The 22,922-nt window shown below is 73.2% G+C and carries 25 protein-coding genes; 18 read left to right on the top strand and 7 right to left on the bottom strand.

Annotation, left to right across the window (positions count from 1 at the left end):
• The first annotated feature begins 14 nt into the window (after positions 1–14).
• The 7 genes from mshB to ACZ7HQ_RS23330 all read left to right on the top strand — a co-directional run bounded on the left by mshB (position 15) and on the right by ACZ7HQ_RS23330 (position 7,415).
• Positions 15–875: an N-acetyl-1-D-myo-inositol-2-amino-2-deoxy-alpha-D-glucopyranoside deacetylase gene (gene mshB / locus ACZ7HQ_RS23360; RefSeq protein WP_470993074.1), complete on the top strand. Its 861-nt coding sequence runs from the start codon at positions 15–17 to the stop codon at positions 873–875.
• The gene (locus ACZ7HQ_RS23355) at positions 872–1,288 is read left to right on the top strand and encodes a DUF6113 family protein (RefSeq protein WP_470993071.1); all 417 of its coding nucleotides are present in this window, start codon (positions 872–874) and stop codon (positions 1,286–1,288) included. The genes mshB and ACZ7HQ_RS23355 overlap by 4 nt, the downstream gene beginning before the upstream one ends.
• A 155-nt stretch (positions 1,289–1,443) precedes the next feature.
• Entirely contained in the window at positions 1,444–3,804 is a 2,361-nt protein-coding gene (locus ACZ7HQ_RS23350; protein WP_470993068.1) for a hypothetical protein, read from the top strand.
• A gap of 137 nt (positions 3,805–3,941) precedes the next feature.
• Positions 3,942–4,871: an ABC transporter ATP-binding protein gene (locus ACZ7HQ_RS23345; protein WP_470993065.1), complete on the top strand. Its 930-nt coding sequence runs from the start codon at positions 3,942–3,944 to the stop codon at positions 4,869–4,871.
• Positions 4,868–5,608, top strand: coding sequence for an ABC transporter permease (locus ACZ7HQ_RS23340; protein ID WP_470993062.1), 741 nt, complete (start codon positions 4,868–4,870; stop codon positions 5,606–5,608). Before ACZ7HQ_RS23345 ends, ACZ7HQ_RS23340 begins: the two co-directional genes overlap by 4 nt.
• A gap of 5 nt (positions 5,609–5,613) precedes the next feature.
• The gene (locus ACZ7HQ_RS23335) at positions 5,614–6,804 is read left to right on the top strand and encodes a sensor histidine kinase (protein ID WP_470993578.1); all 1,191 of its coding nucleotides are present in this window, start codon (positions 5,614–5,616) and stop codon (positions 6,802–6,804) included.
• Positions 6,801–7,415, top strand: coding sequence for a response regulator (locus tag ACZ7HQ_RS23330; RefSeq protein ID WP_470993059.1), 615 nt, complete (start codon positions 6,801–6,803; stop codon positions 7,413–7,415). Before ACZ7HQ_RS23335 ends, ACZ7HQ_RS23330 begins: the two co-directional genes overlap by 4 nt.
• A gap of 4 nt (positions 7,416–7,419) precedes the next feature.
• Here the strand turns inward: ACZ7HQ_RS23330 and ACZ7HQ_RS23325 are convergent, their stop codons facing one another.
• Together ACZ7HQ_RS23325 and ACZ7HQ_RS23320 are read right to left on the bottom strand one after the other, a co-directional pair.
• A complete protein-coding gene (locus ACZ7HQ_RS23325; protein WP_470993056.1) occupies positions 7,420–8,286 on the bottom strand; it encodes a transglutaminase family protein in 867 nt (288 codons plus the stop codon).
• Positions 8,287–8,293: 7 nt separating this feature from the next.
• Complete coding sequence (locus tag ACZ7HQ_RS23320) at positions 8,294–9,370, bottom strand: GNAT family N-acetyltransferase (RefSeq protein WP_470993053.1); 1,077 nt, start codon at positions 9,368–9,370, stop codon at positions 8,294–8,296.
• A gap of 140 nt (positions 9,371–9,510) precedes the next feature.
• Here ACZ7HQ_RS23320 and fdxA point away from each other — a divergent pair, with 140 nt between their 5' ends.
• Both fdxA and ACZ7HQ_RS23310 read left to right on the top strand, forming a co-directional pair.
• Positions 9,511–9,831 (top strand): ferredoxin, encoded by a 321-nt coding sequence (fdxA, locus tag ACZ7HQ_RS23315; protein WP_023546973.1) that lies wholly within the window; start codon positions 9,511–9,513, stop codon positions 9,829–9,831.
• Between the two features lie 126 nt (positions 9,832–9,957).
• Positions 9,958–11,049 (top strand): bifunctional succinyldiaminopimelate transaminase/glutamate-prephenate aminotransferase, encoded by a 1,092-nt coding sequence (locus ACZ7HQ_RS23310; protein ID WP_470993050.1) that lies wholly within the window; start codon positions 9,958–9,960, stop codon positions 11,047–11,049.
• A gap of 65 nt (positions 11,050–11,114) precedes the next feature.
• On the opposite strand, the gene ACZ7HQ_RS23305 is transcribed toward ACZ7HQ_RS23310, so the two are convergent.
• Both ACZ7HQ_RS23305 and ACZ7HQ_RS23300 read right to left on the bottom strand, forming a co-directional pair.
• Positions 11,115–11,516 (bottom strand): ATP-binding protein, encoded by a 402-nt coding sequence (locus tag ACZ7HQ_RS23305; protein ID WP_470993047.1) that lies wholly within the window; start codon positions 11,514–11,516, stop codon positions 11,115–11,117.
• Between the two features lie 286 nt (positions 11,517–11,802).
• On the bottom strand, positions 11,803–12,795 hold the full coding sequence (locus ACZ7HQ_RS23300) for a heavy metal transporter (RefSeq protein WP_470993044.1): 993 nt from the start codon (positions 12,793–12,795) through the stop codon (positions 11,803–11,805).
• 96 nt (positions 12,796–12,891) lie between these two features.
• Between ACZ7HQ_RS23300 and dapE the strand changes: the two genes are divergently transcribed.
• Both dapE and ACZ7HQ_RS23290 read left to right on the top strand, forming a co-directional pair.
• Positions 12,892–13,971 carry a succinyl-diaminopimelate desuccinylase gene (dapE, locus tag ACZ7HQ_RS23295; RefSeq protein ID WP_470993041.1) on the top strand — a complete coding sequence of 360 codons (1,080 nt, stop codon included), beginning with the start codon at positions 12,892–12,894 and terminating at the stop codon, positions 13,969–13,971.
• A 105-nt stretch (positions 13,972–14,076) separates the two neighbouring features.
• Positions 14,077–14,835, top strand: a complete 759-nt coding sequence (locus ACZ7HQ_RS23290; RefSeq protein WP_470993038.1) for an LOG family protein — start codon at positions 14,077–14,079, stop codon at positions 14,833–14,835.
• A 45-nt stretch (positions 14,836–14,880) separates the two neighbouring features.
• Here the strand turns inward: ACZ7HQ_RS23290 and folP are convergent, their stop codons facing one another.
• A complete protein-coding gene (gene folP / locus ACZ7HQ_RS23285; RefSeq protein WP_470993035.1) occupies positions 14,881–15,741 on the bottom strand; it encodes a dihydropteroate synthase in 861 nt (286 codons plus the stop codon).
• A gap of 137 nt (positions 15,742–15,878) precedes the next feature.
• Between folP and ACZ7HQ_RS23280 the strand changes: the two genes are divergently transcribed.
• Positions 15,879–16,235, top strand: coding sequence for a DivIVA domain-containing protein (locus tag ACZ7HQ_RS23280; protein ID WP_470993032.1), 357 nt, complete (start codon positions 15,879–15,881; stop codon positions 16,233–16,235).
• Entirely contained in the window at positions 16,232–16,822 is a 591-nt protein-coding gene (locus ACZ7HQ_RS23275; RefSeq protein ID WP_470993029.1) for a DNA-3-methyladenine glycosylase I, read from the top strand. The genes ACZ7HQ_RS23280 and ACZ7HQ_RS23275 overlap by 4 nt, the downstream gene beginning before the upstream one ends.
• A gap of 91 nt (positions 16,823–16,913) precedes the next feature.
• On the opposite strand, the gene chcB is transcribed toward ACZ7HQ_RS23275, so the two are convergent.
• Positions 16,914–17,717: a 2-cyclohexenylcarbonyl CoA isomerase gene (chcB, locus tag ACZ7HQ_RS23270; RefSeq protein WP_470993026.1), complete on the bottom strand. Its 804-nt coding sequence runs from the start codon at positions 17,715–17,717 to the stop codon at positions 16,914–16,916.
• A gap of 63 nt (positions 17,718–17,780) precedes the next feature.
• Between chcB and ACZ7HQ_RS23265 the strand changes: the two genes are divergently transcribed.
• Both ACZ7HQ_RS23265 and ACZ7HQ_RS23260 read left to right on the top strand, forming a co-directional pair.
• A complete protein-coding gene (locus tag ACZ7HQ_RS23265; RefSeq protein ID WP_470993023.1) occupies positions 17,781–17,945 on the top strand; it encodes a hypothetical protein in 165 nt (54 codons plus the stop codon).
• 144 nt (positions 17,946–18,089) lie between these two features.
• Positions 18,090–18,257 carry a DUF3117 domain-containing protein gene (locus tag ACZ7HQ_RS23260; RefSeq protein WP_018544333.1) on the top strand — a complete coding sequence of 56 codons (168 nt, stop codon included), beginning with the start codon at positions 18,090–18,092 and terminating at the stop codon, positions 18,255–18,257.
• A gap of 87 nt (positions 18,258–18,344) precedes the next feature.
• On the opposite strand, the gene ACZ7HQ_RS23255 is transcribed toward ACZ7HQ_RS23260, so the two are convergent.
• Positions 18,345–19,043, bottom strand: coding sequence for an O-methyltransferase (locus ACZ7HQ_RS23255; RefSeq protein WP_470993577.1), 699 nt, complete (start codon positions 19,041–19,043; stop codon positions 18,345–18,347).
• A gap of 234 nt (positions 19,044–19,277) precedes the next feature.
• Here ACZ7HQ_RS23255 and sigE point away from each other — a divergent pair, with 234 nt between their 5' ends.
• The 3 genes from sigE to ACZ7HQ_RS23240 all read left to right on the top strand — a co-directional run bounded on the left by sigE (position 19,278) and on the right by ACZ7HQ_RS23240 (position 22,914).
• Entirely contained in the window at positions 19,278–19,988 is a 711-nt protein-coding gene (gene sigE, locus ACZ7HQ_RS23250) for an RNA polymerase sigma factor SigE (RefSeq protein WP_470993020.1), read from the top strand.
• Positions 19,985–21,043, top strand: coding sequence for a zf-HC2 domain-containing protein (locus ACZ7HQ_RS23245; RefSeq protein ID WP_470993018.1), 1,059 nt, complete (start codon positions 19,985–19,987; stop codon positions 21,041–21,043). Before sigE ends, ACZ7HQ_RS23245 begins: the two co-directional genes overlap by 4 nt.
• 134 nt (positions 21,044–21,177) lie before the next feature.
• On the top strand, positions 21,178–22,914 hold the full coding sequence (locus tag ACZ7HQ_RS23240) for a S1C family serine protease (RefSeq protein WP_470993016.1): 1,737 nt from the start codon (positions 21,178–21,180) through the stop codon (positions 22,912–22,914).
• The last annotated feature ends 8 nt before the right edge of the window (positions 22,915–22,922 follow it).

Raw genomic sequence — 22,922 nt, 5'->3', positions numbered from 1 at the left:
GTAGGGTGGGGTCCATGACGGAACTGCCAGCCCGGCGTCTGCTGCTGGTGCACGCGCACCCGGACGACGAGTCGATCAACAACGGCGCGACCATGGCCAGGTACGCGGCCGAGGGCGCCCATGTGACCCTGGTCACCTGCACGCTCGGGGAGCGGGGCGAGGTCATCCCGCCGGAGCTGCGGCATCTGACGGGCCCGGCGCTGGGCGCGCACCGGCGCGGTGAGCTGGCCGCCGCCGTGCGCGCGCTGGGCGTGACGGACGCCCGGCTGCTCGGCGGGGCGGGCCGCTACGGCGACTCCGGGATGATGGGCCTCCCCGACAACGACGACCCGGGCAGCTTCTGGCAGGCCGACGTGGACGAGGCCGCCGGACACCTGGCCGAGGTGATCCTGGAGGTCCGCCCCCAGGTCCTCGTGACGTACGACGACAACGGCGGCTACGGCCACCCGGACCACATCCAGGCCCACCGCGTCGCCATGCGCGCCGTCGACGTCGCGGCCGAACGCGGCCACCGGATCGCCAAGGTCTACTGGAACCGCGTCCCGCGCTCCGTCGCCGAAGAGGCCTTCACCCGCCTGCAGGGCGAACTGTCCGCACTTCCGTTCGACAAGAGTGCCTCCGTGGACGACGTCCCCGGCGTGGTGGCCGACGAGCGGATCACCACCGCCGTCGACGGCGCCGCGCACGCCGCGGCGAAGGCCGCCGCGATGCGCGCCCACGCCACCCAGATCGAGGTGGCCGAGCCCTGCTTCGCGCTCTCCAACGAACTGGCCCAGCCGCTGTTCACCACCGAGTACTACGAGCTGGTGCGCGGCACGGCCCGGCCCGGGGAGACCGACCTGTTCGCGGGCCTCGGCTTGGAGGAGGCGCCATGAGCGACCCGCGCCAGGGCTCCTCGCTGGCCCAGCCGCTGCGGCCGCCGTCCGCCGGACGGGCCGCCGCCCACCTCGGGCTCTTCGTGCTCGGCGCCGTCACCGGGTTCGCCGGGACCCTCGTCCAGGCAGCCTGGTTCCCCGGCGGGCTGCTGCTCGCCCTCGCGGGCGCGGCCGGGCTGTTCCTCGGCGGTGCGTACGCCACCGGCAGCCGTGGCGGAGCGGTCGCACCGGTGGCGGGCTGGATCGTCGCCGTCATCCTGCTCACGGCCTCACGCCCCGAAGGTGACTTCCTGTTCGGCGCCGGAGGCGGCTCCTACCTCTTCCTGCTCGGTGGCATGGCCCTGGCTGTGATCTGCGCCACCGTCGGCGCCGGGCGGCAACCCCGACGCGGTCCCGCCCGACTTGGCAAGTGACGTACCACTTCGCCGCGCGGCGCACGTGCGAGTCCGGTGTGGGTTTCCTCAGCGGTCATGGGATGCGCGCCAGAAGTGGCCAGTATGGTGGTGCGCGCCGCCGAGCTGCCCAGTGAGGTCGTAACGGGCGGTGGAGCCAACTGGGAGAACCTGCCTTGAGTCGTGAAACTGACACTCCGTCCTCCGGGCCCAACGGGCGCGGCGGAGCCGCATACCCCTCCGGCACGCCGCCGTACGGGACCCCCATGGCTTCCGAAGACGGTGCGGACGCGGTCCGTTCGGGCACGCGGCCGGAGGAGAAGAAGACCGAGACCACGCTGACGACCCGGATCCGGATCAACATCCCCGGATCCCGGCCCATCCCGCCGGTCGTCGTGCGCACGCCCGTCGGGGACGCCGACGGCGCCGGGGACGAGGCGCCCGCCGACCCGCGGCCCGCCGCCGACCGGACCGTCACCGGCACCGGCGTCGCCGAGCCGGCCGGCGAGCCCGCGCCGCAGGCGGAGGAGAAGACCAGCGACTGGTTCGCGCCCCGCAAGTCCACCGCCGGCAAGGGCGGTCCGGCAGGCGGCGGCACGAACGGGACCGGGACTCCCGGCGGTTCCACCCCCGCCTCCGGCGTGTCGGGCGGCCGTACGGGTGGAGCGTCCGGGGGCACCGGCGCACGCCCGGGCGGCGGCCGTCCCGGCGGTGTCGTCGGCTCCATGAGCGTCCCGGGCGCCTCCCGCTCCGGCACCACGAACGGCAAGGGCCTGCCCGGCGCCACCGGCGGCCCCGTCGCGCCCGGCCACGGCGGCGGCACCGGCTCCTTCGACGTGACCGAGGCGCTGGCCGCGGGCCCGCTGGGCGGCGGCTCCCGCCCCGGCGCGGCCGGCGGCGAACCGAGCCGCGACGACCTGCCGTACTTCTCGGAGAACGGCCAGGACGGCTTCGGCGCTACCGGCGCGGCCGGTGCGGGCGGTCACGACGGCTTCGGCGGTGCGGCGGGCGCGGGCGCAGCGAACGCGAACGGCGGCCCCGGGGGTCCCAGCGGCTTCAACGGCCCGCGCGGCCAGGGCGGCCCCGGCGGCCCGCAGGGCCCGGCCGGGCCCACCGGCGGCCCGGTCACCGGCGACGGCCCCCTCGTCCCGTCGGCCGGCGGCCCCGGCCCGAACGGCGGCGAACCCTTCGACGGCGGTCCCCACTCCAGCGGTTCGCCCGGCACGGGCGGCTACGGCGGCCGGGGCACCCAGGTCCCGCGCAGCGCCCTCGCCGACCTCGCCGACCTGGAGGGTCCCGCCGGCCCCGGAGCCGGTCCCGGCGGTCAGCCCGCCGGCCCCACCGGTCTCGGTCCGGGCGGCGGCCTCAGCGACGACACCGCGATCCTCACCCCGCAGAAGCCGGCCCCCGAACCGGGCACGCCCGGCTACCGCCCGGCCGACAACGTCTCCGGACACACCGTCACCAGCGGCATCCCGGTCGTCCCCGGCGCCGGCGCCTCCCCGTTCGGCCCCCGGTCCGACGGCCCGGCCACGCAGACCCCGTCCGCGTCGGAGCCGGCCCCCGCGCCCAAGGCGCAGGCCAAGCCGGCGAAGAAGGGCCGCAGCAAGCTGGTGCTGCTGGGCGCCGGCGTGGTGGTCGTCGCCGGTGGCGCCTATGGCGCCGGACTGCTGATGAACCACACCGACGTCCCCAAGGGCACCACGGTGCTGGGCGTGGACATCGGCGGCGGCACCCGTGACGACGCCGTCAAGAAGCTCGACGACGCCTTCGGCAGCCGGGTCAACAAGCCGCTGAAGCTCTCCGTCGGCGGCACGACGGTCACCCTGACCCCGGAGAACGCGGGTCTCCAGTTCGACTTCCAGGCCACCGTGAGCAAGGCCGCGACCAGCGACTACAACCCGGTCCACGTCATCGGCTCGCTCTTCGGGCAGAGCCGGGTGATCGACCCGGCCATGCCGGTGGACGAGGAGAAGCTGCAGGCTGCCCTCCAGCAGACCGGCGGCGGCTCGGGCTCGGTCACCGAGGGCGGCATCGACTTCAAGCCCGGCGCGGCCGTCGCCGTCTACGGCAGGACGGGCAAGGCCATCGACGCGGCCCAGGCGACCCAGGCGGTCGAACAGGCCTACCGCACCATGGTCGAGACGAACACGGCGAACCCGGTCACCGTCCCCACGGCCACCAGGCAGCCGACGGTGCCGAAGGGCGAGGTCGACCGCGAGATGAAGGAGTTCGCCGAGCCGGCGATGTCGGGCAACGTCACCGTGAAGACGGACGCCGCCCACTTCATCGCGTTCAGCCCGAAGAACTCCCTGTGGAAGTTCCTCAAGGTGAAGGCCGTGGACGGCAAGCTCGTCGATAGCCCCGACCTGAACGTGCTCAAGGGGCTCTACGGCAAGACCTTCGACGGCGTCCTGATCACCCGCGGCAACGGCAGCAAGACGCCCGTCACCCCGCAGGACGTCTACGCCGCTCTCCGCCAGGCCCTGATCAGCAGGACGAACCGGGTCGCGGTCATCTCCACCAACCCCAGTTAGACCGGCCGTACACGGGGGCGCCCGCCGGGGCGCCCCCTTCGCCGTGGCTGTCACTCGTTCCGCATGACATCTGTCATCCGGCTCTCAGGACCCGCGACACTGCCCGGCACCCGGTCCTCGCCGCCAGCATGGATGCCATGACGACAACTGCGGCACCGGCCACCACCACCCCGGTGGTCGGCTTCGACCAGGTGACCAAGACCTACGGGAACGTGCGGGCCGTCGACGGCCTCTCGCTCCGGCTGTACCCGGGCGAGACCGTCGCCCTCCTCGGCCCGAACGGGGCCGGCAAGTCCACCACCCTCGACCTGCTCCTCGGCCTCAAGTCCGCCGACAGCGGCACGGTGAGCCTGTTCGGCGGTGCCCCGCGCGAGGCGATCGTCGCCGGACGGGTCGGGGCGATGCTGCAGAGCGGCGGTCTGATGGACGAGGTCACCGTCCAGGAACTGGTCAAGCTCGGCTGCTCGCTGCACCCGAAGCCGTACAAGGCCGCGGACGTGATGGCCCGGGCGGGCATCACGCAGATCGCCGACCGCAAGGTCAACAAGCTCTCCGGCGGCCAGGCCCAGCGCGTCCGCTTCGCCCTCGCCACCGCCGGCGACAGCGACCTGATCATCCTGGACGAGCCGACCACCGGCATGGACGTCTCCGCCCGCCAGGCCTTCTGGGCCACCATGCGCGAGCAGGCCGACCAGGGCCGCACGGTCCTCTTCGCCACCCACTACCTCGAAGAGGCCGACGCCATCGCCGACCGGGTCCTGGTGCTGCACCGCGGCCGGCTCCTCGCCGACGGCACCGCCGCCGAGATCAAGGCCAAGGCCGGCGCCCGCCGGGTCGCCTTCGACCTGGAGGGTGAGATCGACGAGGCCGCCCTGCGCGCCCTGCCGTTCCTGACGTCCGTCGACGTGTCCGGGCAGACCGTCCGCATCCAGTCGTCCGACGCCGACGCCACCGTCCACGCCCTCTACGGCCTCGGCGTCTACCCCCGCAACCTCGAAGTCGCCGGTCTCGGTCTGGAGCAGGCCTTCGTCGCCATCACGGAGGCCGAGGAGGCCAAGCAGTCATGAACGCCCTGATCAAGCTCGAACTCGCACGCGTCCTGCGCAACAAGAAGTTCCTGTTCTTCTCGGTCCTCTACCCTGCGGCCATCTTCCTGATCTTCTCCAGCAGCTCCGGCTCCGACCAGAAGATCGACGGCACCGGCCTGACCGTCGCCGCCTACCTGATGGTCTCCATGGCCTCCTTCGGCGCTCTGACCGCCGTCCTGATGGGCAACAGCGAGCGCATCGCCAAGGAGCGCGAGAACGGCTGGGTACGGCAGCTGCGGCTGACCCCGCTGCCCGGGCGCGGCTATGTCCTCGCCAAGACCGCCAGCGCGGCCGTGGCGAGCCTGCCGGCCATCGTCGTGGTGTTCATCGCCGCCGCCGCGATCAAGCACGTCCGCCTCGACGCCTGGCAGTGGTTCGCCCTCACCGGCGTCATCTGGGCCGGCAGCCTCGTCTTCGCCGCGCTCGGCGTCGCCATCGGCTACCTCGCCACCGGTGACGCGGTCCGCCCGATCACGATGATCATCTACTTCGGCATGTCGATCCTCGGCGGTCTGTGGATGCCCTCGACCAACTTCCCGCAGGTCCTCCAGGACATCGCCAAGTGGCTGCCCACGCACGCGTACGCTGCTCTGGGGCGGGCGATCGAGCAGAGCCGGACCCCGAGCGCGACCGACGTCGCCATCCTCGCCGTCTACTTCGTCCTGTTCGCGGGCGGCGCGGCCTGGCTGTACCGGAAGGACACGCTGAAGGCGTGAGCACGATGACGGAAGACCCGCGGGCCGCCGAACAGCGGCCGGAGCAGCAGGTGCGGATCGGGCAGGGGCCCCGTAACCGGCGCGAGCTGGCGATCAAGACGCTGTGGATCGGCATCTGGCTGATCTTCCTCAGCTCGCCGGTCAAGGACCTGGCCGCCGGCCACCACACCACGGGCGCCACCGTCGCGGGCGCGGCCGGCCTCGCCGTCTTCGTCACCGCCTACCTGACGCTGGTCTTCCGTAACATCGGCCGGGTCTTCACCCCACGCGTCGTCGTCTCACTGCTCTCGGTCCTCGTCGTCCTCGCCCCCCTGCTGACGTACACCCTCGGCAGCGCGTGGTTCGGCCTGTTCGTCTACGTGTCGGTCGCCTGCGGGGCGACCCTGCCGGTCCGCGCCGCGTTCTGGGCGATCCCCGGGGTGACCGTGGCCATGGTCCTCGTCGGACTGCGCTGGGACGAGAAGCCGGACGACAGCCTGCTCCTCGTCCCGCTGATCGGGTTCGCGATGGTCGGTGTCGGTCAACTCGTCCGCACGACGGTCGAGTTGCGCAAGGCGAGGGCCACCGTCGCCCATCTCGCCGCCAACGAGGAGCGTCTGCGCCTCGCCCGTGACCTGCACGACCTGCTGGGCCACTCCCTCTCCCTGATCACGCTGAAGAGCGAGCTGGCCGGCCGGATGCTGCCCGACCACCCCGACAAGGCGGCCCAGCAGGTCGCCGACATCGAACAGGTCAGCCGGCAGGCCCTGGTCGACGTGCGGGAGGCGGTCACGGGCTACCGGCGGCCGAGGCTCGCCGCCGAACTCGCCGGTACCCAGGTCGCGCTGACCGCCGCCGGCGTCACCGCCGAGGTGCCCGCCGAGACCGACCTCACCGGTGTCCCCGAGGAGTCGGAGTCCGCGCTCGCCTGGGCGCTGCGCGAGGCGGTCACCAACGTGGTCCGGCACAGCGGCGCCGACAAGTGCCTCGTCCAGCTCACGCGCCGCCAGACCCTGGACGGCCCGATGCTCGAACTCTGCGTCGAGGACAACGGCTCCGGGGGTGCGAACAACGGCCCCGGCAACGGCCTGACCGGTCTGACCGAGCGGCTGGAGAAGGCCGGCGGCACCCTGGAGGCGGGCCGCACCAGGCAGGGGTTCCGGCTGGTCGCCCGCGTCCCCTCGGCCCTGGCGGGGGACGTAGGATCCGGGGCATGACGAGCACGATCAAGGTCCTCCTCGCCGAGGACCAGTCGATGGTCCGCGAGGCCCTGGCCGCGCTGCTCGGCCTGGAGGACGACATCGAGGTCGTGGCTCAGGTCGCGCGCGGGGACGAGGTGCTCGGGGCCGTCGGCACGCACGGCGTGGACGTGGCGCTGCTCGACATCGAGATGCCCGGCTGCACCGGCATCGAGGCGGCCGCCCGGGTGCACCGGGAGTACCCTCAGGTCAAGTTGGTCGTCCTGACCACCTTCGGGCGCCCCGGCTATCTGCGCAGCGCCATGGAGGCCGGCGCCGACGCCTTCCTCGTCAAGGACGCCCCGGCCGCCCAGCTCGCTCAGGCCGTCCGCAAGGTGCTGTCCGGTGAGCGGGTCATCGACCCCACGCTCGCCGCCGCCGCGCTCGCCGAGGGCGCGAACCCGCTGACCGAGCGCGAACGCGAGGTGCTGCGCGCGGCGGCCGACGGCTCCACCAACGCCGAACTGGCCAAGGCCCTCCACCTCTCCCAGGGCACGGTCCGCAACTACCTCTCGACGGCCATCCAGAAGCTCGCGGTACGCAACCGGGCGGAGGCGGTGCGCACGGCACGGGAGAAGGGCTGGCTCTGACGGCTCAGTTGAGCATCGCGCGTGCGGTGTGCGCCTGTTGCCTCACCTTCCGCGCCGCCGGTTCGTCGACCACCTCGATCAGGTCGGCGTAGTGCTCCAGCTCCTCGGCACCTGACAAGAACTCCCCGCGCCGCACCAGCAGTTGACCCCGCTCGTACCGCAGCCGCGCCGGATGCGCGGGCACCAGCAGGGCCAGCTCCACGGCCCACAGCGCCACATCCGACCGCTCGGGCCGGGCCTCGGCCCACGCGCGCACGTTGTTCAGGATCCGCTGGACGATCTCCAGCGGTGTCGCGGGCTCGAGCATGGTGGCATCCAGCGGCGCCCCCGTGGCCCCCACGACGAGTATCTCCGCGTCGCTCCCGGTCAGCACCCGCCCGCCCTCGAACGGATCGGCCAGCACCTGTTCCTCCGCCGCGCCGAACCCCACCACGAAGTGCCCCGGCAGCGCGACCCCGTACACCGGCGCCCCCGCCCGCCGGGCGACCTCCAGCCACACCGCCGACAGCAGGATCGGCAGCCCGCGCCGCCGCCGCAGCACCTCGTGCAGCAGCGAGGACTCCAGCCGCTGGTAGTCGCCGGGCGTCCCGTGGAACGCGTAGCGCGTCCCGAGCAGCCGTCGTACGGCCTCTGCCCAGGCCCGCGGCCCGCCCGGCCGGTACGGGAGCTCGCCCGCGAGCCGGTCCAGCTCCGCCTGCGCCGCGTCGATGCCGGTCTCGTCCAGCGAGCCGTCCGCCTCGGCGCCGATCAGCAGGCACAAGGCCGACAGGTCCGGCCGCTCGGAGCGTGCCTCCTCGGCGAACCTGCGGCGCAACTCGGCGGACCGCTCCGGCGGGGGCGGATACGGCGGCGGCAGATGCGGGCGGCCCATGGCAGGCTCATGCCCTTCCACGGCTGTCGCTCTGCTCTTCCGGCGCCCGGTAGTGGTGGTAGGCGTGGTGCGGTGCGAAGCCAAGCGCGGCGTAGAGCGCGCGTGCGTCCTCGTTGTCCGCCTCGACCTGCAGCCAGGCGGCCGACGCGCCCTCGTCCAGCGCGCGCCGGGCCAGCGCGGCCATCACCTCGGTGGCGAGCCCCTGCCGCCGCCGGCCGGGATCCACCTCGACCGCTGCGAACCCGGCCCACCGCCCGTCCACGACACACCGCCCGATCGCCGCCGGGGTCTCACCTTCCGCCCCCGGTATCGACGCGAACCAGACCGACGGGCCGGCGCCGAGCACCCTCAGGGCCACCTCGCTCACTCCCTTGCGCTGGTACCGGGCGAGCCACGCCTCGTCCGCCTGCCGGGACAGCACCACACCGGCACCCTCGGCCCGGTCCGCGACCGGTGCCAGGGCACCCGTCCACACCTCGGCGGTCACCTCCCGCACCCAGCCGCGCCGCTCCAGCTCCGCGCACAGCAGCTCCTGCGTGCCCTCGGCGCCGGTGGCCGTCTGGACGTAGGGGGGCAGACCACGCTCGCCGTACCAGCGTCGTACGGCCGCGAGGGCCGCGTCGAGCGGAACGCCGGGATCACCGAGCGGCAGCACGCTGTTGGCCCGTCTCGTGAAGCCCGCCCGTCGCCCGGCCGCCACTCCGGCCGGACCCGCTTCGCGGGGCACCTCCTCGACTGCCGCCCGCAGCTCCCAGTCGCCGAGCCGTTCGCTCTCCAGCGGCCGCCATCCGCGTGAGGCGATCCGCGCGAGTTCCTCGTACGTCGCTGCGGGGCCCCGGCGGCGCGCCGGGGCGGCCGGCACCACCTTGCCCGCGACCAGGGCGGACTCGGCGATCCGGACAATTTGCCCGTCCCGTCGTGTGATCATGAGCACGCCATGATCCCATGATGTGAGAACACCGACCGTGTCGGTGAACTTCTCCGGTGCCGCCCCAGGTTCGCTCAAGCGCCGTACCGAGACTCGTTTCCCCACGTCAGCGGGGGTGATTCGGACTTCCAGGCGTCCTGCCGCCGAGATTTCCACTGGTCAGTTCACCCCTCCTGTTCGGATCATGTCCCGGAACGGAGATACTAGGGGCGGGCATCGACGACGCCGCGCTCCCGCGCGCCAGGCGGCGGAGCCTGAGGAGGCCCGCCAGCGCCCTATCGAGGAGGAACGACAGCGTGACCTACGTCATTGCGCAGCCTTGTGTCGACGTCAAGGACAAGGCGTGCATCGAGGAGTGTCCGGTCGACTGCATTTACGAGGGCTCCCGGTCCTTGTACATCCACCCGGACGAATGCGTCGACTGTGGTGCCTGTGAGCCGGTCTGCCCGGTCGAGGCGATCTTCTACGAGGACGACGTCCCGGAGGAGTGGAAGGACTACTACAAGGCGAACGTCGAGTTCTTCGACGAGCTCGGCTCTCCCGGCGGTGCCAGCAAGCTCGGCCTGATCGAGCGGGACCACCCCTTCGTCGCCGCGCTGCCGCCGCAGGGCGAGTGACCGTCTGAGCGCCAGGCGGCCGCCCGCCGGCCGCGCCGCCTCGGTCCCGTACGGCCCGATCGTCCCGATCACCGCCGTACGGGACCGAGGCGTTTGCCGCACCGTACGAAAGAGAGCCTGATTCCCGTGTCCGCAGTCTCCGACCGGCTCCCCGCCTTCCCCTGGGACAAGCTGGAGCCGTACAAGAAGACGGCCGCCGGCCACCCCGACGGGATCGTCGACCTCTCCGTGGGCACGCCCGTCGACCCGGTGCCCGAGCTGATCCAGAAGGCCCTGATCGACGCGGCCGACTCCCCGGGCTACCCGACCGTCTGGGGCACCCCGGCGCTGCGCGACGCGATCACCGGCTGGCTGGAGCGCCGCCTGGGCGCCCGCGAGGTCACCCACCGCCACGTCCTGCCGGTCGTCGGCTCCAAGGAACTGGTGGCCTGGCTGCCGACCCAGCTGGGCCTCGGCCCCGGCGACAAGGTCGCCTACCCGCGCCTGGCCTACCCCACCTACGAGGTCGGCGCCCGCCTCGCCCGCGCCGCGTACGAGGCCTACGACGACCCGCGCGAGCTGGACCCGACGGGCCTGAAGCTGCTCTGGCTGAACTCGCCCTCGAACCCCACCGGCAAGGTCGTCCCGAAGGAGGACCTGACCGAGATCGTCGCCTGGGCCCGCGAGCACGGCGTCCTGCTGGTCTCCGACGAGTGCTACCTGGAGCTGGGCTGGGAGGCCGACCCGGTGTCGGTCCTGCACCCGGACGTCAACGGCGGCTCCTACGACGGCATCGTCGCCGTCCACTCCCTCTCCAAGCGCTCCAACCTGGCCGGCTACCGCGCGGCCTTCGTCGCCGGCGACCCGGCCGTCCTCGGCCCGCTGCTGGAGATCCGCAAGCACGGCGGCATGATGACCTCGGCCCCGACCCAGGCGGCTGTGGTGGCGGCGCTGGGCGACGACGCCCACGTCCACGAACAGCGCGAGCGCTACGCCGCCCGCCGCGAGGCCCTGCGGGCCGCCCTGCTGGGCCATGGCTTCCGCATCGAACACAGCGAGGCGAGCCTCTACCTGTGGGCCACCCGTGACGAGTCCTGCTGGCAGACGGTCGCCCACCTGGCCGAGCGGGGCATCCTGGTGGCCCCGGGTGACTTCTACGGCGAGGCGGGCGAGAAGTTCGTACGCGTGGCCCTGACGGCGACGGACGAACGCGTCCGGGCCGCGGTCAGCCGGCTGTAACCGCCGGTCAAGGCAACGGGGCCCAGGGAATTCCCTGGGCCCCGTCACCGGCCGAAGCCGGGCGCTCAGCCGAGCGGCAGCTCCCCGCCCTGCACCGGCAGCGGCAGCCCGCCCTTCGCGGTGTCCTGGACGACGCTTCCCGCCGCCTTGGCCGCCGCCCCCGCGGTGTTCTCCGCCACCGGCGTCGCCTTCTTCAGGGTGGTGCTGCCGGTCTTGGCCGCGCCCACGGCCTTCCCGACCGCCGTGCCGCCCGTGGCGGCCGCGGTGGAGGCGGCGTTCTGCGCGGCGCTGCCGACGGTGCCGCCGACGTTCGCCGTGTCCGGGGTGGCCACACCACTCAGGTTCGGGGTCGCCACCGGCTGGTTCGTGGCCGCACCGGCGGAGCCGGCCGCACCGACCCCGGCTGCCGCTCCCGCTGCGACGAGCAGCGCGGCACGGGCGATCCGGCGGGTCAGAGGGAGGGACATGATGCTCCATTCGACGGGAGAGACGGTGTCTGTGTCCGGACCCGGCTCCGGGCTCGGACGCCGTGACTACCGCTCGAAGCCCGCGAAGGTTGCGGACGCCCCGGGTAAAGAATGGATAACGCATCGCATTATCAGGTGTGGATAAAAACGGGCAAAGAGCGTCCGCCGGAAATCCCGCAGAATCCTTACAGCCCTTGATTTCCAGGGGATTCCGTAAACGGCACACGCCCCGGCCGGACCGTGCGCCCGGTCCGCGCCGCACCACCCCTCGGAGTGATCTCCCGTACTACTGTCCGGCCACGATCCGGACGACCGCCGCGGACCGCTGCGCACCGCCGGCCCCGTTCGAAGCGGCCGTCGTCCAGCGCCCGCCGCCGCTCCCGGCCGTCCACTCCCGGCCCGCGTACGACACCCGCTGGATGTGCAGCGCCGAGGAGTTGGCCACGGCCCACTGCGCCAGCTGCCAGCCGCGCTCCCGCTCGCCACGCCCGATCGCGTCGACCTTCGCGCCCTGGGGCACCGGCACGGTCACCGTCCGCCCCTGCGCGGTCGCGGTCACGCTCGGCGAGGGAGACGGCGCGGGCACGGGCGTGCCGCCCACCTCCGCGCCGGTCTCCTGCAGCGCGTCCCGCCCGAAGTCCCGTACCAGCGCGGTCCGTACCGCGTCCGGGCCGGTCGCCGAGGCCGTGGGCTCCGGGGACCCGTCACAGGTCAGCGTGGCCGCCGCGCGCCCGGTCAGCGCCGCCGCCAGCAGCTTCGCGTCCGGCTCGTGCTTGGCGTACGCCTCCGGGTAGCCGCTGCGCTGGACCTCCTGGGCCGCCTCGGTCAGCGGCAGATCACCGTAGTTCGGCACCTTGGCCAGGTGCGCGTAGAAGATGCCCGCCGCGTACGCCGGGTCCATGATCTGCTGCTCGGTTCCCCAGCCCTGCGAGGGCCGCTGCTGGAACAGGCCGAGCGAGTCCCGGTCGCCGTGCTCGATGTTGCGCAGCCCCGACTCCTGCAGGGAGGTCGCCAGCGCGATCGTCACGGCCCGCTCGGGCATCCCGCGCCCGGTGCCCACGGCCGCGATCGTCGCCGCGTTCACCGCCTGCTCCGGCGTGAACTCGTACGACGTCCCGTCCCCGTCGGCCGAGACCACCTTGCAGCCGCGCGCGGCGCCGCCTCCGGTGACGTACTGCACCACGAGGTACGCGGCGACACCGCACAGGACCAACAGGGCCGCCGCGAAACGCAGGAGGCGGCCGCGACGTTTGGGACGGGTGGGGGACGGCTCTGGCACGCGTACAAGGTACTGGAGGGCCGCCGGGCCCTCACCTGGGGTCGTCGGACAGCGCTTGCCACCGGCCCCGCCGGGCGGCGCGCTAGGGTCGACGCCATGGCCGACACCTCGCTTGACCTCACGCTCGACGCCGCCGCGCTCACCGCGCAGCTCGTGGACTTCCCCTCCGAGAGCGGCACCGAGAAGCCGCTGGCGGACGCGATCGAGACCGCCCTGCGCGCCCTGCCGCACCTCACGGTCGACCGCCACGGCAACAACGTGATCGCCCGTACGAACCTGGGCCACGCCGAGCGCGTGATCCTGGCCGGCCACATCGACACCGTCCCGATCGCGGACAACGTGCCCTCACGCCTGGACGAGGACGGCGTGCTGTGGGGCTGCGGCACCTGCGACATGAAGTCGGGCGTCGCGGTGCAGCTGCGGATCGCGGCCACGGTGCCCGCCCCCAACCGGGACATCACCTTCATCTTCTACGACAACGAAGAGGTCGCCGCCGACCTGAACGGCCTGGGGCACGTCGCCGAGGCCCACCCGGAGTGGCTGCAGGGTGACTTCGCGGTGCTGCTGGAGCCCTCCGACGGCGAGGTCGAGGGCGGCTGCCAGGGCACCCTGCGGGTGCTGCTGAGGACGAAGGGCGAGCGGGCCCACTCGGCGCGCGGCTGGATGGGCTCCAACGCCATCCACGCGGCGGCCCCCATCCTGGCCCGCCTGGCGTCCTACGAGCCGCGATGGCCGCTGATCGACGGCCTGGAGTACCGCGAGGGCCTGAACGCCGTGGGCATCAGCGGGGGAGTGGCCGGCAACGTCATCCCCGACGCGTGTGTGGTGACGGTCAACTTCCGCTACGCCCCCGACCGCACCGAGGAGGAGGCGATCGCGCACGTCCGCGAGGTGTTCGCGGACTGCGGTGTCGAGGAGTTCGTGGTCGACGACCACAGCCCCGGCGCGCTGCCCGGCCTCTCCCACCCGGCCGCCGTGGCCTTCATCGAGGCGGTGGGCGGCACCCCGCGGCCCAAGTACGGCTGGACGGACGTGTCCCGTTTCTCCGCACTGGGCGTCCCCGCGGTCAACTACGGCCCCGGCAACCCGCACTTGGCCCACAAGCGCGACGAGCGGGTGGAGACGGCGAAGATCCTCGCGGGTGAGGAGCGCCTGCGGACCTGGCTGACCGCGTAGGGCCCCGCCGCCCGGCGCTTCGTGCCGGACATGCGTACGTCCCCCCTCCGTGAGCCGCCTGGATCTAGTCTGAGATCGAACTACCGGCAAGCGGAGGGAGCGCACATGGCTACCGGAGACCCCGAGGGGAAGAAGGTCCCGCCGGACGAGCAGCGGCTCGGACCGGTCCTCCGGCGTCGCGGCCAGGTGATGCCCAGCACGACCGACCAGCGGCTGCTGGACGAGCGGGCACCCACCGACTGGGTCCACACCGACCCCTGGCGCGTGCTGCGCATCCAGTCGGAGTTCATCGAGGGCTTCGGCACGCTGGCCGAACTCCCGCCCGCCATCAGCGTGTTCGGCTCGGCCCGTACGCCGGTGGACTCGCCGGAGTACGACGCGGGGGTGCGGCTCGGCCGGGGCCTGGTGGAAGCCGGCTGGGCGGTGATCACGGGCGGTGGGCCCGGGGCCATGGAGGCGGCCAACAAGGGCGCCTGCGAGGCGGGCGGCGTGTCGGTGGGGCTGGGCATCGAGCTGCCCTTCGAGCAGGGGCTCAACCCTTACGTCGACATCGGCCTCAACTTCCGGTACTTCTTCGTGCGCAAGATGATGTTCGTGAAGTACGCGCAGGGTTTCGTGGTCCTGCCCGGCGGCCTCGGCACGCTCGACGAACTCTTCGAGGCGCTCACCCTGGTCCAGACCCAGAAGGTCACCCGCTTCCCGATCGTCCTCTTCGGCAGCGAGTACTGGGGCGGGCTGGTGTCCTGGCTGCGCAACACGGTGGTGGCCCAGGGCAAGGCGGCCAAGAAGGACCTCCTCCTCTTCCACGTCACGGACGAGGTGGACGAGGCGGTGGCCCTGGTGTCGAAGGAGGCGGCCCGCTAGCGGGCCGCCGCAGGGGGCTCCGCGGGGCGGGGCCTCCTGCGGCGGTCAGGCCAGACCCCGGCGCGCCACCGCGGGGGGCCGGTGCCCGGCGATGGACGCGACCATGTCCAGCACCTGACGCGTCTCGGCGACCTCGTGCACCCGGTACACCTGCGCCCCGAGCCACGCCGACACCGCGGTCGTCGCCAGCGTGCCGGTCAACCGCTCCTTCACCGGCCGGTCCAGCGTCTCGCCCACGAAGTCCTTGTTGGACAACGACACCAGCACCGGCCACCCCGTCGCGACCATCTCGTGCAGCCGCCGCGTCGCCTCCAGGCTGTGCCGCGTGTTCTTGCCGAAGTCGTGCCCGGGATCGATCAGCACCGACGCACGCGGCACCCCGAGCGCGACCGCCCGCTCGGCCAGCCCCACGGTCACCTCGAGGATGTCGGCCATCACGTCGTCGTACGTCACCCGGTGCGGACGCGTACGCGGCTGCACGCCCCCCGCATGCGTGCACACCAGCCCCACCCCGTACCGCGCCGCGACCTGAGCGAGCCCCGGATCGACGCCACCCCACGCGTCGTTCAGCAGATCCGCCCCCGCCGCGCACACCGCCTCGCCGACCTCGGCCCGCCAGGTGTCCACGCTGATGATCACGTCCGGGAAGCGGCGCCGTACCTCCGCCACGAAGCCGACCGTGCGCCGCGCCTCCTCCTCGGCCGTGACCTCCTCGCCCGGCCCGGCCTTCACCCCGCCGATGTCGATGATCGCGGCGCCCTCGGCCACGGCCTGCTCCACGCGCGCGAGGGCCGGCTCGTCACGGAAGGTGGCCCCCTGGTCGTAGAAGGAGTCAGGAGTCCGGTTCACGATCGCCATGATCACCGGCTCGTGGGGCCCGAATTCCCGCCTGCCCAGCCTGAGCATCCGCTGTGACCTCTCCTCGTGCGTCCCGCAGTACGGCCGCCTGTGACCCTAACTGTCAGACTCGCATGGCACGATCGGACCCTGACAGATTCAACGTCCGGCACAACGTCCGGCACGGAGCGTGGGGACCCCTGGCGATGGTGATGTTCTTGTTCCTGGTCGTCGCGCTGGCCGTCGTGGTCGCCGCGGTGACACTCGCCGTGGTGGGCGGCGGCGGGAGCGGCCCGCTGCCCGAGGCGGCGCCGGAGCGGCTGCAGGACCCGCTGCCCGCGGACCGTCCGGTGGAGCGCGCGGACGTGGAGAGCCTGCGCTTCCCGGTCACCCCGCGCGGCTACCGCATGGCGGACGTCGACGACGCCCTCGGCCGGCTCGCCGCCGAACTCGCCGAGCGGGACGCCCGTATCGCCGACCTGGAGTCCGCGCTGGCCGGTGCGAGAGCCGCGGCCGCACACGCCCACCCGGACAAGGGCGACCGTCCGCAGGACCGGCGATGACCGCCGCAGGCGCCCTCGCCGGGCCCGACGGCGCCCTGCGCTGCCCCTGGGCCCTGTCCACCGAGGACTACGTGTCCTACCACGACGAGGAGTGGGGCCGCCCGGTCCACGGCGACGACGCCCTCTTCGAGCGGATCAGCCTGGAGGCCTTCCAGTCGGGCCTGTCCTGGATCACGATTCTTCGCCGCCGCCCCGGTTTCCGCGCGGCCTTCGCCGGCTTCCGGATCGAGGAGGTCGCCGCGTTCACGGACGAGGACCGCGCGCGCCTGCTGGCGGACGAGGGCATCATCCGCAACCGCGCCAAGATCGACGCCACGCTCGCCAACGCGCGCGCCCTCGCCGACTGGGCCGAGGGCGAGCTGGACGAGCTGATCTGGTCCCACGCCCCCGACCCCGCCGCCCGTCCGGCCCCGAGGACCCTGGCCGACGTCCCGGCGGTGACTCCGGAGTCGACCGCGCTGTCCAAGACCCTGAAGAAACGGGGCCTGCGATTCGTCGGCCCGACCACCGCGTACGCCCTGATGCAGGCGTGCGGCCTGGTCAATGACCATCTGGAGGCATGCGTGGCGAGACGCGCCGGCACCTGAGGACCCGCGGGGCAGGAGCGACCACGCTCCGGCCCCGGCCGCCCGGCACCTCGTCCCGCCCGGCGGGCGGGAGGCCCCGCCCGCTCCCGCCTCAGCGGCCCAGGTACTTCGGCTTCTCCTTGTTCACGAACGCCTGCACCGCGATCGCGTGGTCCTCGGACCGGCCGGCCCGGGCCTGCAGCTCGTCCTCCTTCTCCAGCGTCTCGGCGAGGGAGTGCGTGAGGCCGTAGGCCACCGCCTCCTTGAGTGCCGCGTACGCCACCGTCGGGCCCTCGGCCAGGGCCCGCGCCGTCTTCTCGGCCTCGGCGCGCAGCTCGGCAGCGGGTACGAGGCGGTTGGCGATGCCCAGCTCCAGCGCGTCCTGGGCGCTGATGCTGCGCGGGAAGAGCAGCAGGTCGGCGGCGCGGCCCGGGCCGATCACCCGCGGCAGCGTCCAGGAGATCCCGGAGTCGGCGGTCAGGGCCACACCGGCGAACGACGTGTTGAACGCGGCGGTGTCGGCGACCACCCGGTAGTCCGCGGCGAGCGCGAAGCCGAAGCCCGCCCCGGCCGCGACCCCGTTCACCGCAGCGACCACCGGCTTGGGGGCACCGGCGAGGGCCCGCACGATCGGGTTGTAGTGCTCCTTGACCGTGCTCATCGTCTGGCCGGACCCGGTCTCGCGGTCCGCTGCGAGCAGCCCGATGTGCTCCTTGAGGTCCTGGCCGACGCAGAACGCCCGGTCTCCGGCGGCGGTCAGCAGGATCGCCCGTACGGCCGTGTCCCCGGCCGCGGATTCCGCCGCCTCACGGAGCGCGGCCTTGGTCGCGATGTTCAGCGCGTTCATCGCCTCGGGGCGGTTCAGCGTGATCGTCGCGAGCCCGTCGCTCACCTCGTAGAGCACGGTGTCGGCCATGGCGCATCCCCTCCGGTGTCGCGGATGACGTACCGCTCAGTACGTCCCTGTACGAAGCACAGCATGGCGGAGATCGCGCTCCAAGCGCCGGACCGGACATGTGACCTGCGTCAAAGAAAGCCCGAGCGGAGCCGGCCCGTGGATGTCCGTGCAGCGGTGCAGTATCGCAGCCACATCGCCGAATTGGGTGGTTTTGCTCGCGCGCGTTGCCCAAGCGATGCCGACTGATGTTGGTCATCGGGTCCTGCCATGCGGGATAATGGCTGGGAAGCAATGTGTTCGATGCCGGTGTCGCGTGTCCGTTTCGGAACCGCGGGTGCCCTCCCGGGGCTCTCGGCAGACGATGAGCTGGTTTCAGGAAGGGGAACGAGCATGGCGGCCATGAAGCCGCGGACGGGTGATGGCCCGCTCGAGGTGACCAAGGAGGGGCGGGGCATCGTCATGCGCGTTCCGCTCGAAGGCGGCGGTCGACTCGTCGTCGAGCTGACCCCTGACGAGGCCGAGGCGCTCGGCGACGCCCTCAAGAAGGTCGTCGTCTGACGCCCCAGCGACAGTGTCCTTCCGGCTGCCCCGGCATCGTACGCGGTGCCGGGGCAGCCGCGTGTCCGGGCCCTCGCCGCGGGCCCGTCACCGTTTGACGGCGCACAGCAGGCCGTCGCCCACCGGCAGCAGCGACGGCACCAGCTCCTGGCTCTCGCGCACCGTGCGCAGCAGTTCGCGCAGTTTGAGCACTTCCGTCGGCTGCGGTCCCGAGTCGACCGTGCGGCCGCCCGCGAAGACGCCCTCGAAGACCACCAGGCCGCCGGGCCGGAGCAGGCGCAACGATTCAGCGAGATAGTCCAGGTACTCCAGCCGGTCCCCGTCGCAGAAGACGAGGTCGTACCCGGCGTCCGCGAGCCGGGGCAGTACGTCCAGGGCGCGGCCGGGGATGAAGCGGGCCCGGTTGCTGGCGAAGCCGCAGGCGCGGAAGGCCTGCCGGGCGAACTGCTGGTGTTCCGGCTCCTGGTCGACCGTGGTGAGCACCCCGTCGGGGCGCATGCCGTGCAGCAGATGGATTCCGGACACCCCGCAACCGGTGCCGATCTCCGCGACCGCCTTCGCGTCCACGGAGGCGGCGAGCAGACGCAGGGCTGCGCCCGTGCCGGGCGACACCGAGCGCAGCCCTGCCTCGCGGGCCCGGTCGCGGGCCCACCGCAGCGCTTCGTCCTCGGCGACAAAGGCGTCGGCGAACGCCCAGCTCGTCTGCCGGTTGCCGGTAATGACCCTCTCCTGTCCCCGTGGATGCCTGGGCGTGACTGTATCCGTTGGCGTCGGGAACCCGCAGATGGGACCGGGCGTTTATAGGGATGAGACGGTGGCCGGCGACGCGACGGGGGACGAGAGGTGGATCAGGACACCGAGCAACTGCTGACGCAGTCGCACGAGCCATATCAGCGAGTATCAAATTCTCGTAAAACCGCTTATCCGGAGCTAACGGGCGAGGTGGCTATGGTAGGGGCTCCACTGGACACCACCAGAGCCGACAGGGGAGGTGCGGCTGCGCCCGGAGACCGGGGCGGAGTGCTGCGGCGCTTCCTCGGGTCGGCGGGCAGGCCGAAATCCGTGACCGACACCGCTGCTGACCACCACGCCGGTCTCGCCGCAGGCGAGGCCCAGACCGCGACCTTCTCCACCGACGCGGACGGGCAGGCGTGGACTCCGCCCACGTGGGAGGAGATCGTCAGCACCCACAGCGGCCGGGTCTACCGGCTGGCCTACCGCCTGACGGGCAATCAGCACGACGCCGAGGACCTCACCCAGGAGGTCTTCGTCCGTGTCTTCCGCTCCCTGTCGACGTACTCGCCGGGCACCTTCGAGGGCTGGCTGCACCGCATCACCACCAACCTCTTCCTGGACATGGTCCGGCGCAAGCAGCGCATCCGCTTCGACGCCCTCGGCGAGGACGCGGCCGATCGCCTGGCCAGCCGCGAGCCCACCCCGCAGCAGCTGCTGAACGACGCGCACTTCGACGCCGATGTCCAGCAGGCCCTCGACACCCTCGCACCCGAGTTCCGCGCCGCCGTCGTCCTGTGCGACATCGAGGGACTGTCCTACGAGGAGATCGCCGCGACCCTGGGCGTGAAGCTCGGCACCGTCCGCTCCCGTATCCACCGTGGCCGCTCCCAGCTCCGCAAGGCCCTCGCGCACCGCTCCCCGGAGGCCCGCGCCGCCGAGCGGCGCACCTTCCTCGCCCGTGTCCCCGCTCTGGGGGGAGGGGGCGCGACCGCGTGAGTGGATCACGACCGAAACCTGTCGAGGCGCACCTCGCAGAACAGCACCTGGGAGACCGGCTCTCCGCCCTGGTGGACGGAGAGCTCGGGCACGAGACGCGTGAGCGGGTCCTCGCGCACCTGGCCACCTGCGCCCGGTGCAAGGCCGAGGCCGACGCCCAGCGCGCACTGAAGAACGTGTTCGCGGAGGCGGCTCCGCCGCCCCCCTCGGCGAGCCTGCTGGCCCGCCTCCAGGGCCTCCCCGGGGGAGGTGGGCCGGGCGGTGACGGCATGTCGCCGCCCGGGGGCGGACTGTTCGGCCGCGATCCCGACGACGAGAGCTCCGGACCCGCCGGAGCGTCCGGCGTCTTCGGCACGCTCGGAGTCTTCGGAGCGAGGCGCGGCGAGCGCTTCGCGTTCGGTTATGTCCCCGCCCGTCCGCACGACCCCCTGGCCGCCGGCTCGCGGCACGCCGTCCCCGCACCCGAGGACCGCGGCTTCCGCATCCATCCCGTCGGCCGCCCGGACGACGGCCGCTCCGCCTCGCGTGGACTGCGGTTCGCGTTCGCGGCCGCCGGCGCGGTCTCCCTGGCGGCGGTCGCCCTCGGCGGCGTGACCACCGCCATCCCCTCGGACACCACCGCGGACGCCCGCGGCGGCTCCGGCACCGGCAGCAACGTGGTCCCGGCCCGCTCCACCGGGCCGGGCACGGGCTCCGCCGCGCCCGACAGCCAGCGCCGTCGCGTCGTGGGACCGCTGCTCGCCCAGGGCGGTGCACAGCTCGGACAGACAGCGGCGGTCCCGACCTCGATGTCCGCGCCACTGGTGCCGGGCCTGCCGTCCCCCGGCACCGGCCAGACCCTGGGCTCCGCCCTGGGGGACCTGACCGCGCCGGTGACGGCCGGTGCGACCGCCGTCTCCCCCCTGATACGCCCGCTCGACGACACCGTGGTCTATCCGCTCACCGCCTGGTCCCAGGTCCCCGGCGTGTCCGGCGCCGGCCTGCTGTCCGCCCCCGTCCCCGACACCGCCTTCACTCCCTCCCCGTCCCCGTCCGCACCCCACAAGATGCCCTGACCGGCCACTGCGCCCCGGCCCGCGAACCTGGTTGAATCCTGTGAGGGCCGTTCCCGCGGCGATGACCCGGGAGCGTGGCCGACGTTCCGTGGCCGCCGCCGAAGCGCGCGGCCACGGCCAGCCGTGGGGAGAGCATGAACGAGGGGAACCGTGTCCCGCCGGAGGACGGACCGGAGGGGGCGGCGGGGACGACACCGGCCGACCGCACCGACACGCGGACCGCAACAGGGGCTGCCGTCGGGCCGGTTGAGGGTGGGCCGGCGGATGGTGGGCAGGCACGTTCAGGACCGGCAGCCTCCGGGGACTTCGAACTGGCCAAGCCGGCGCCGGGCCCGGACGGGAGGCCAGCGGTGGGCGAGTCACCCGGGCAGCCGGAGTCCGCCTGGCCGGCTCCCGCCGAGCGGCCGAAGCCGTTGCACGACCCCGACCCCTACGGCACCCCGCCGTACGGCGAGCCGGGCCCCTGGGCACCCGCACCGCCCGTGCAGCACCCGGCAGCCACCCCGGCCCAGGGGACACCCGCACCCCCACCGGCGGTTCCGCCGGTGCCGGCACCCCCGCAGGGATCCGCGACGCCGGTGCCGGGGACCCCGGCGCTCGCCACCCCCGTGCCGCCCCCCGGGGCGCCTGTCGCCGGTCCGGTGGTGGACGGGACTCCGCGCTACAACCCCTGGGCCGTCGCTCCGCCCGGGGAGCAGCTGCCCGGGCACGGGGGGCTGCAGCAGACCGGTGCCGGTGTGCTGACGGGCAAGCAGCGCAAGCGGCGGGCGAAGCGGTTCCTGGTCGTGTGGAGCCTCGTGGTCGCCTTCGTCTCCGCCGGCATAGGCGGGGGCGTCGGCGCCTATGTCGAGCGCCAGGGGCTGGGCGGTGGCGTACACCTGCCGCAGGCCGGACGCGTGCCCGCCGGGCGGGCGCCGGACAGCGTGGCCGGCATAGCCGCCCGGGCACTGCCCAGTGTCGTCACCCTGCACGTCACCGGCACCGACCAGGCGGACACCGGCACCGGCTTCGTGCTCGACACCCAGGGCCACATCCTCACCAACAACCACGTCGTCGCCCCCGCCGGATCGGGCGGCGCGATAACCGTGACCTTCAGCAGCGGCGACGCGGTCAAGGCCAAGGTGGTCGGCCGCGACAGCGGCTACGACCTCGCGGTCGTCCAGGTGCACGGCGTGCACGGGCTCACCCCGCTGCCCCTCGGCAACTCCGACGACGTCCGGGTCGGCGACCCCGTCGTCGCCATCGGCGCCCCCTTCGACCTCGCCAACACCGTCACCTCCGGCATCATCAGCGCCAAGGAGCGGCCCATCACGGCGGGCGGGGAGAAGGGCGACGGCAGCGACGTCAGCTACGTCGACGCGTTGCAGACCGACGCGCCCATCAATCCGGGCAACTCCGGCGGTCCGCTCCTCGACTCCCGCGCCCAGGTGATCGGCATCAACTCCGCCATCCGTTCCGCCGACAGCGGCTCCGACTCGGACGGCGGCCAGGCCGGCTCCATCGGTCTCGGCTTCGCCATCCCCGTGAACCAGGCCAGGCGCGTCGCCGAGGAACTGATCAACGACGGCCACGCGACCCACCCCGTGATCGGCGTCACCCTGGACATGGCCTACACCGGCGACGGCGCCCGTATCGACAGCAAGAGCGCGGGCGGCGGTCCCGCCGTGACCCGGGGCGGCCCCGGTGACCGGGCCGGTCTGAAGCCGGGCGACGTCATCACCGAGGTCGACGGGCAACGCGTGCACACGGCCGAGGAGCTGATCGTCAAGATCCGCGCCCACCGCCCGGGCGACCGGCTGGCGCTGACGGTCCGGCGCGACGGCACCGACCGGCAGGTCCCGCTGCGGCTGGGCACGGCGGAGCAGAACTGACGGCCGTG

Source organism: Streptomyces sp. NPDC037290 (genome assembly GCF_055603245.1).
The sequence above is the reverse complement of the archived record's forward strand: the minus strand, read 5'-3'. Positions and strand labels throughout refer to the sequence as shown.

Bases quoted from the DNA above. Each gene is read 5' to 3' on its own strand.
- chcB (WP_470993026.1), bottom strand. From the start codon at position 17,717: ATGGCCGACACCGTGCTCTACGAGGTGAGCGACGGGCTCGCGACGATC.
- ACZ7HQ_RS23325 (WP_470993056.1), bottom strand. From the start codon at position 8,286: ATGGGCCGCCCGCATCTGCCGCCGCCGTATCCGCCCCCGCCGGAGCGG.
- ACZ7HQ_RS23260 (WP_018544333.1), top strand. From the start codon at position 18,090: ATGGCGGCCATGAAGCCGCGGACGGGTGATGGCCCGCTCGAGGTGACC.
- ACZ7HQ_RS23345 (WP_470993065.1), top strand. From the start codon at position 3,942: ATGACGACAACTGCGGCACCGGCCACCACCACCCCGGTGGTCGGCTTC.
- ACZ7HQ_RS23330 (WP_470993059.1), top strand. From the start codon at position 6,801: ATGACGAGCACGATCAAGGTCCTCCTCGCCGAGGACCAGTCGATGGTC.
- ACZ7HQ_RS23355 (WP_470993071.1), top strand. From the start codon at position 872: ATGAGCGACCCGCGCCAGGGCTCCTCGCTGGCCCAGCCGCTGCGGCCG.
- dapE (WP_470993041.1), top strand. From the start codon at position 12,892: ATGGCCGACACCTCGCTTGACCTCACGCTCGACGCCGCCGCGCTCACC.
- mshB (WP_470993074.1), top strand. From the start codon at position 15: ATGACGGAACTGCCAGCCCGGCGTCTGCTGCTGGTGCACGCGCACCCG.
- ACZ7HQ_RS23275 (WP_470993029.1), top strand. From the start codon at position 16,232: ATGACCGCCGCAGGCGCCCTCGCCGGGCCCGACGGCGCCCTGCGCTGC.
- ACZ7HQ_RS23305 (WP_470993047.1), bottom strand. From the start codon at position 11,516: ATGTCCCTCCCTCTGACCCGCCGGATCGCCCGTGCCGCGCTGCTCGTC.
- folP (WP_470993035.1), bottom strand. From the start codon at position 15,741: ATGCTCAGGCTGGGCAGGCGGGAATTCGGGCCCCACGAGCCGGTGATC.
- ACZ7HQ_RS23335 (WP_470993578.1), top strand. From the start codon at position 5,614: ATGACGGAAGACCCGCGGGCCGCCGAACAGCGGCCGGAGCAGCAGGTG.
- ACZ7HQ_RS23240 (WP_470993016.1), top strand. From the start codon at position 21,178: ATGAACGAGGGGAACCGTGTCCCGCCGGAGGACGGACCGGAGGGGGCG.
- ACZ7HQ_RS23280 (WP_470993032.1), top strand. From the start codon at position 15,879: ATGGTGATGTTCTTGTTCCTGGTCGTCGCGCTGGCCGTCGTGGTCGCC.
- ACZ7HQ_RS23340 (WP_470993062.1), top strand. From the start codon at position 4,868: ATGAACGCCCTGATCAAGCTCGAACTCGCACGCGTCCTGCGCAACAAG.
- ACZ7HQ_RS23290 (WP_470993038.1), top strand. From the start codon at position 14,077: ATGGCTACCGGAGACCCCGAGGGGAAGAAGGTCCCGCCGGACGAGCAG.
- ACZ7HQ_RS23265 (WP_470993023.1), top strand. From the start codon at position 17,781: ATGGCGGAGATCGCGCTCCAAGCGCCGGACCGGACATGTGACCTGCGT.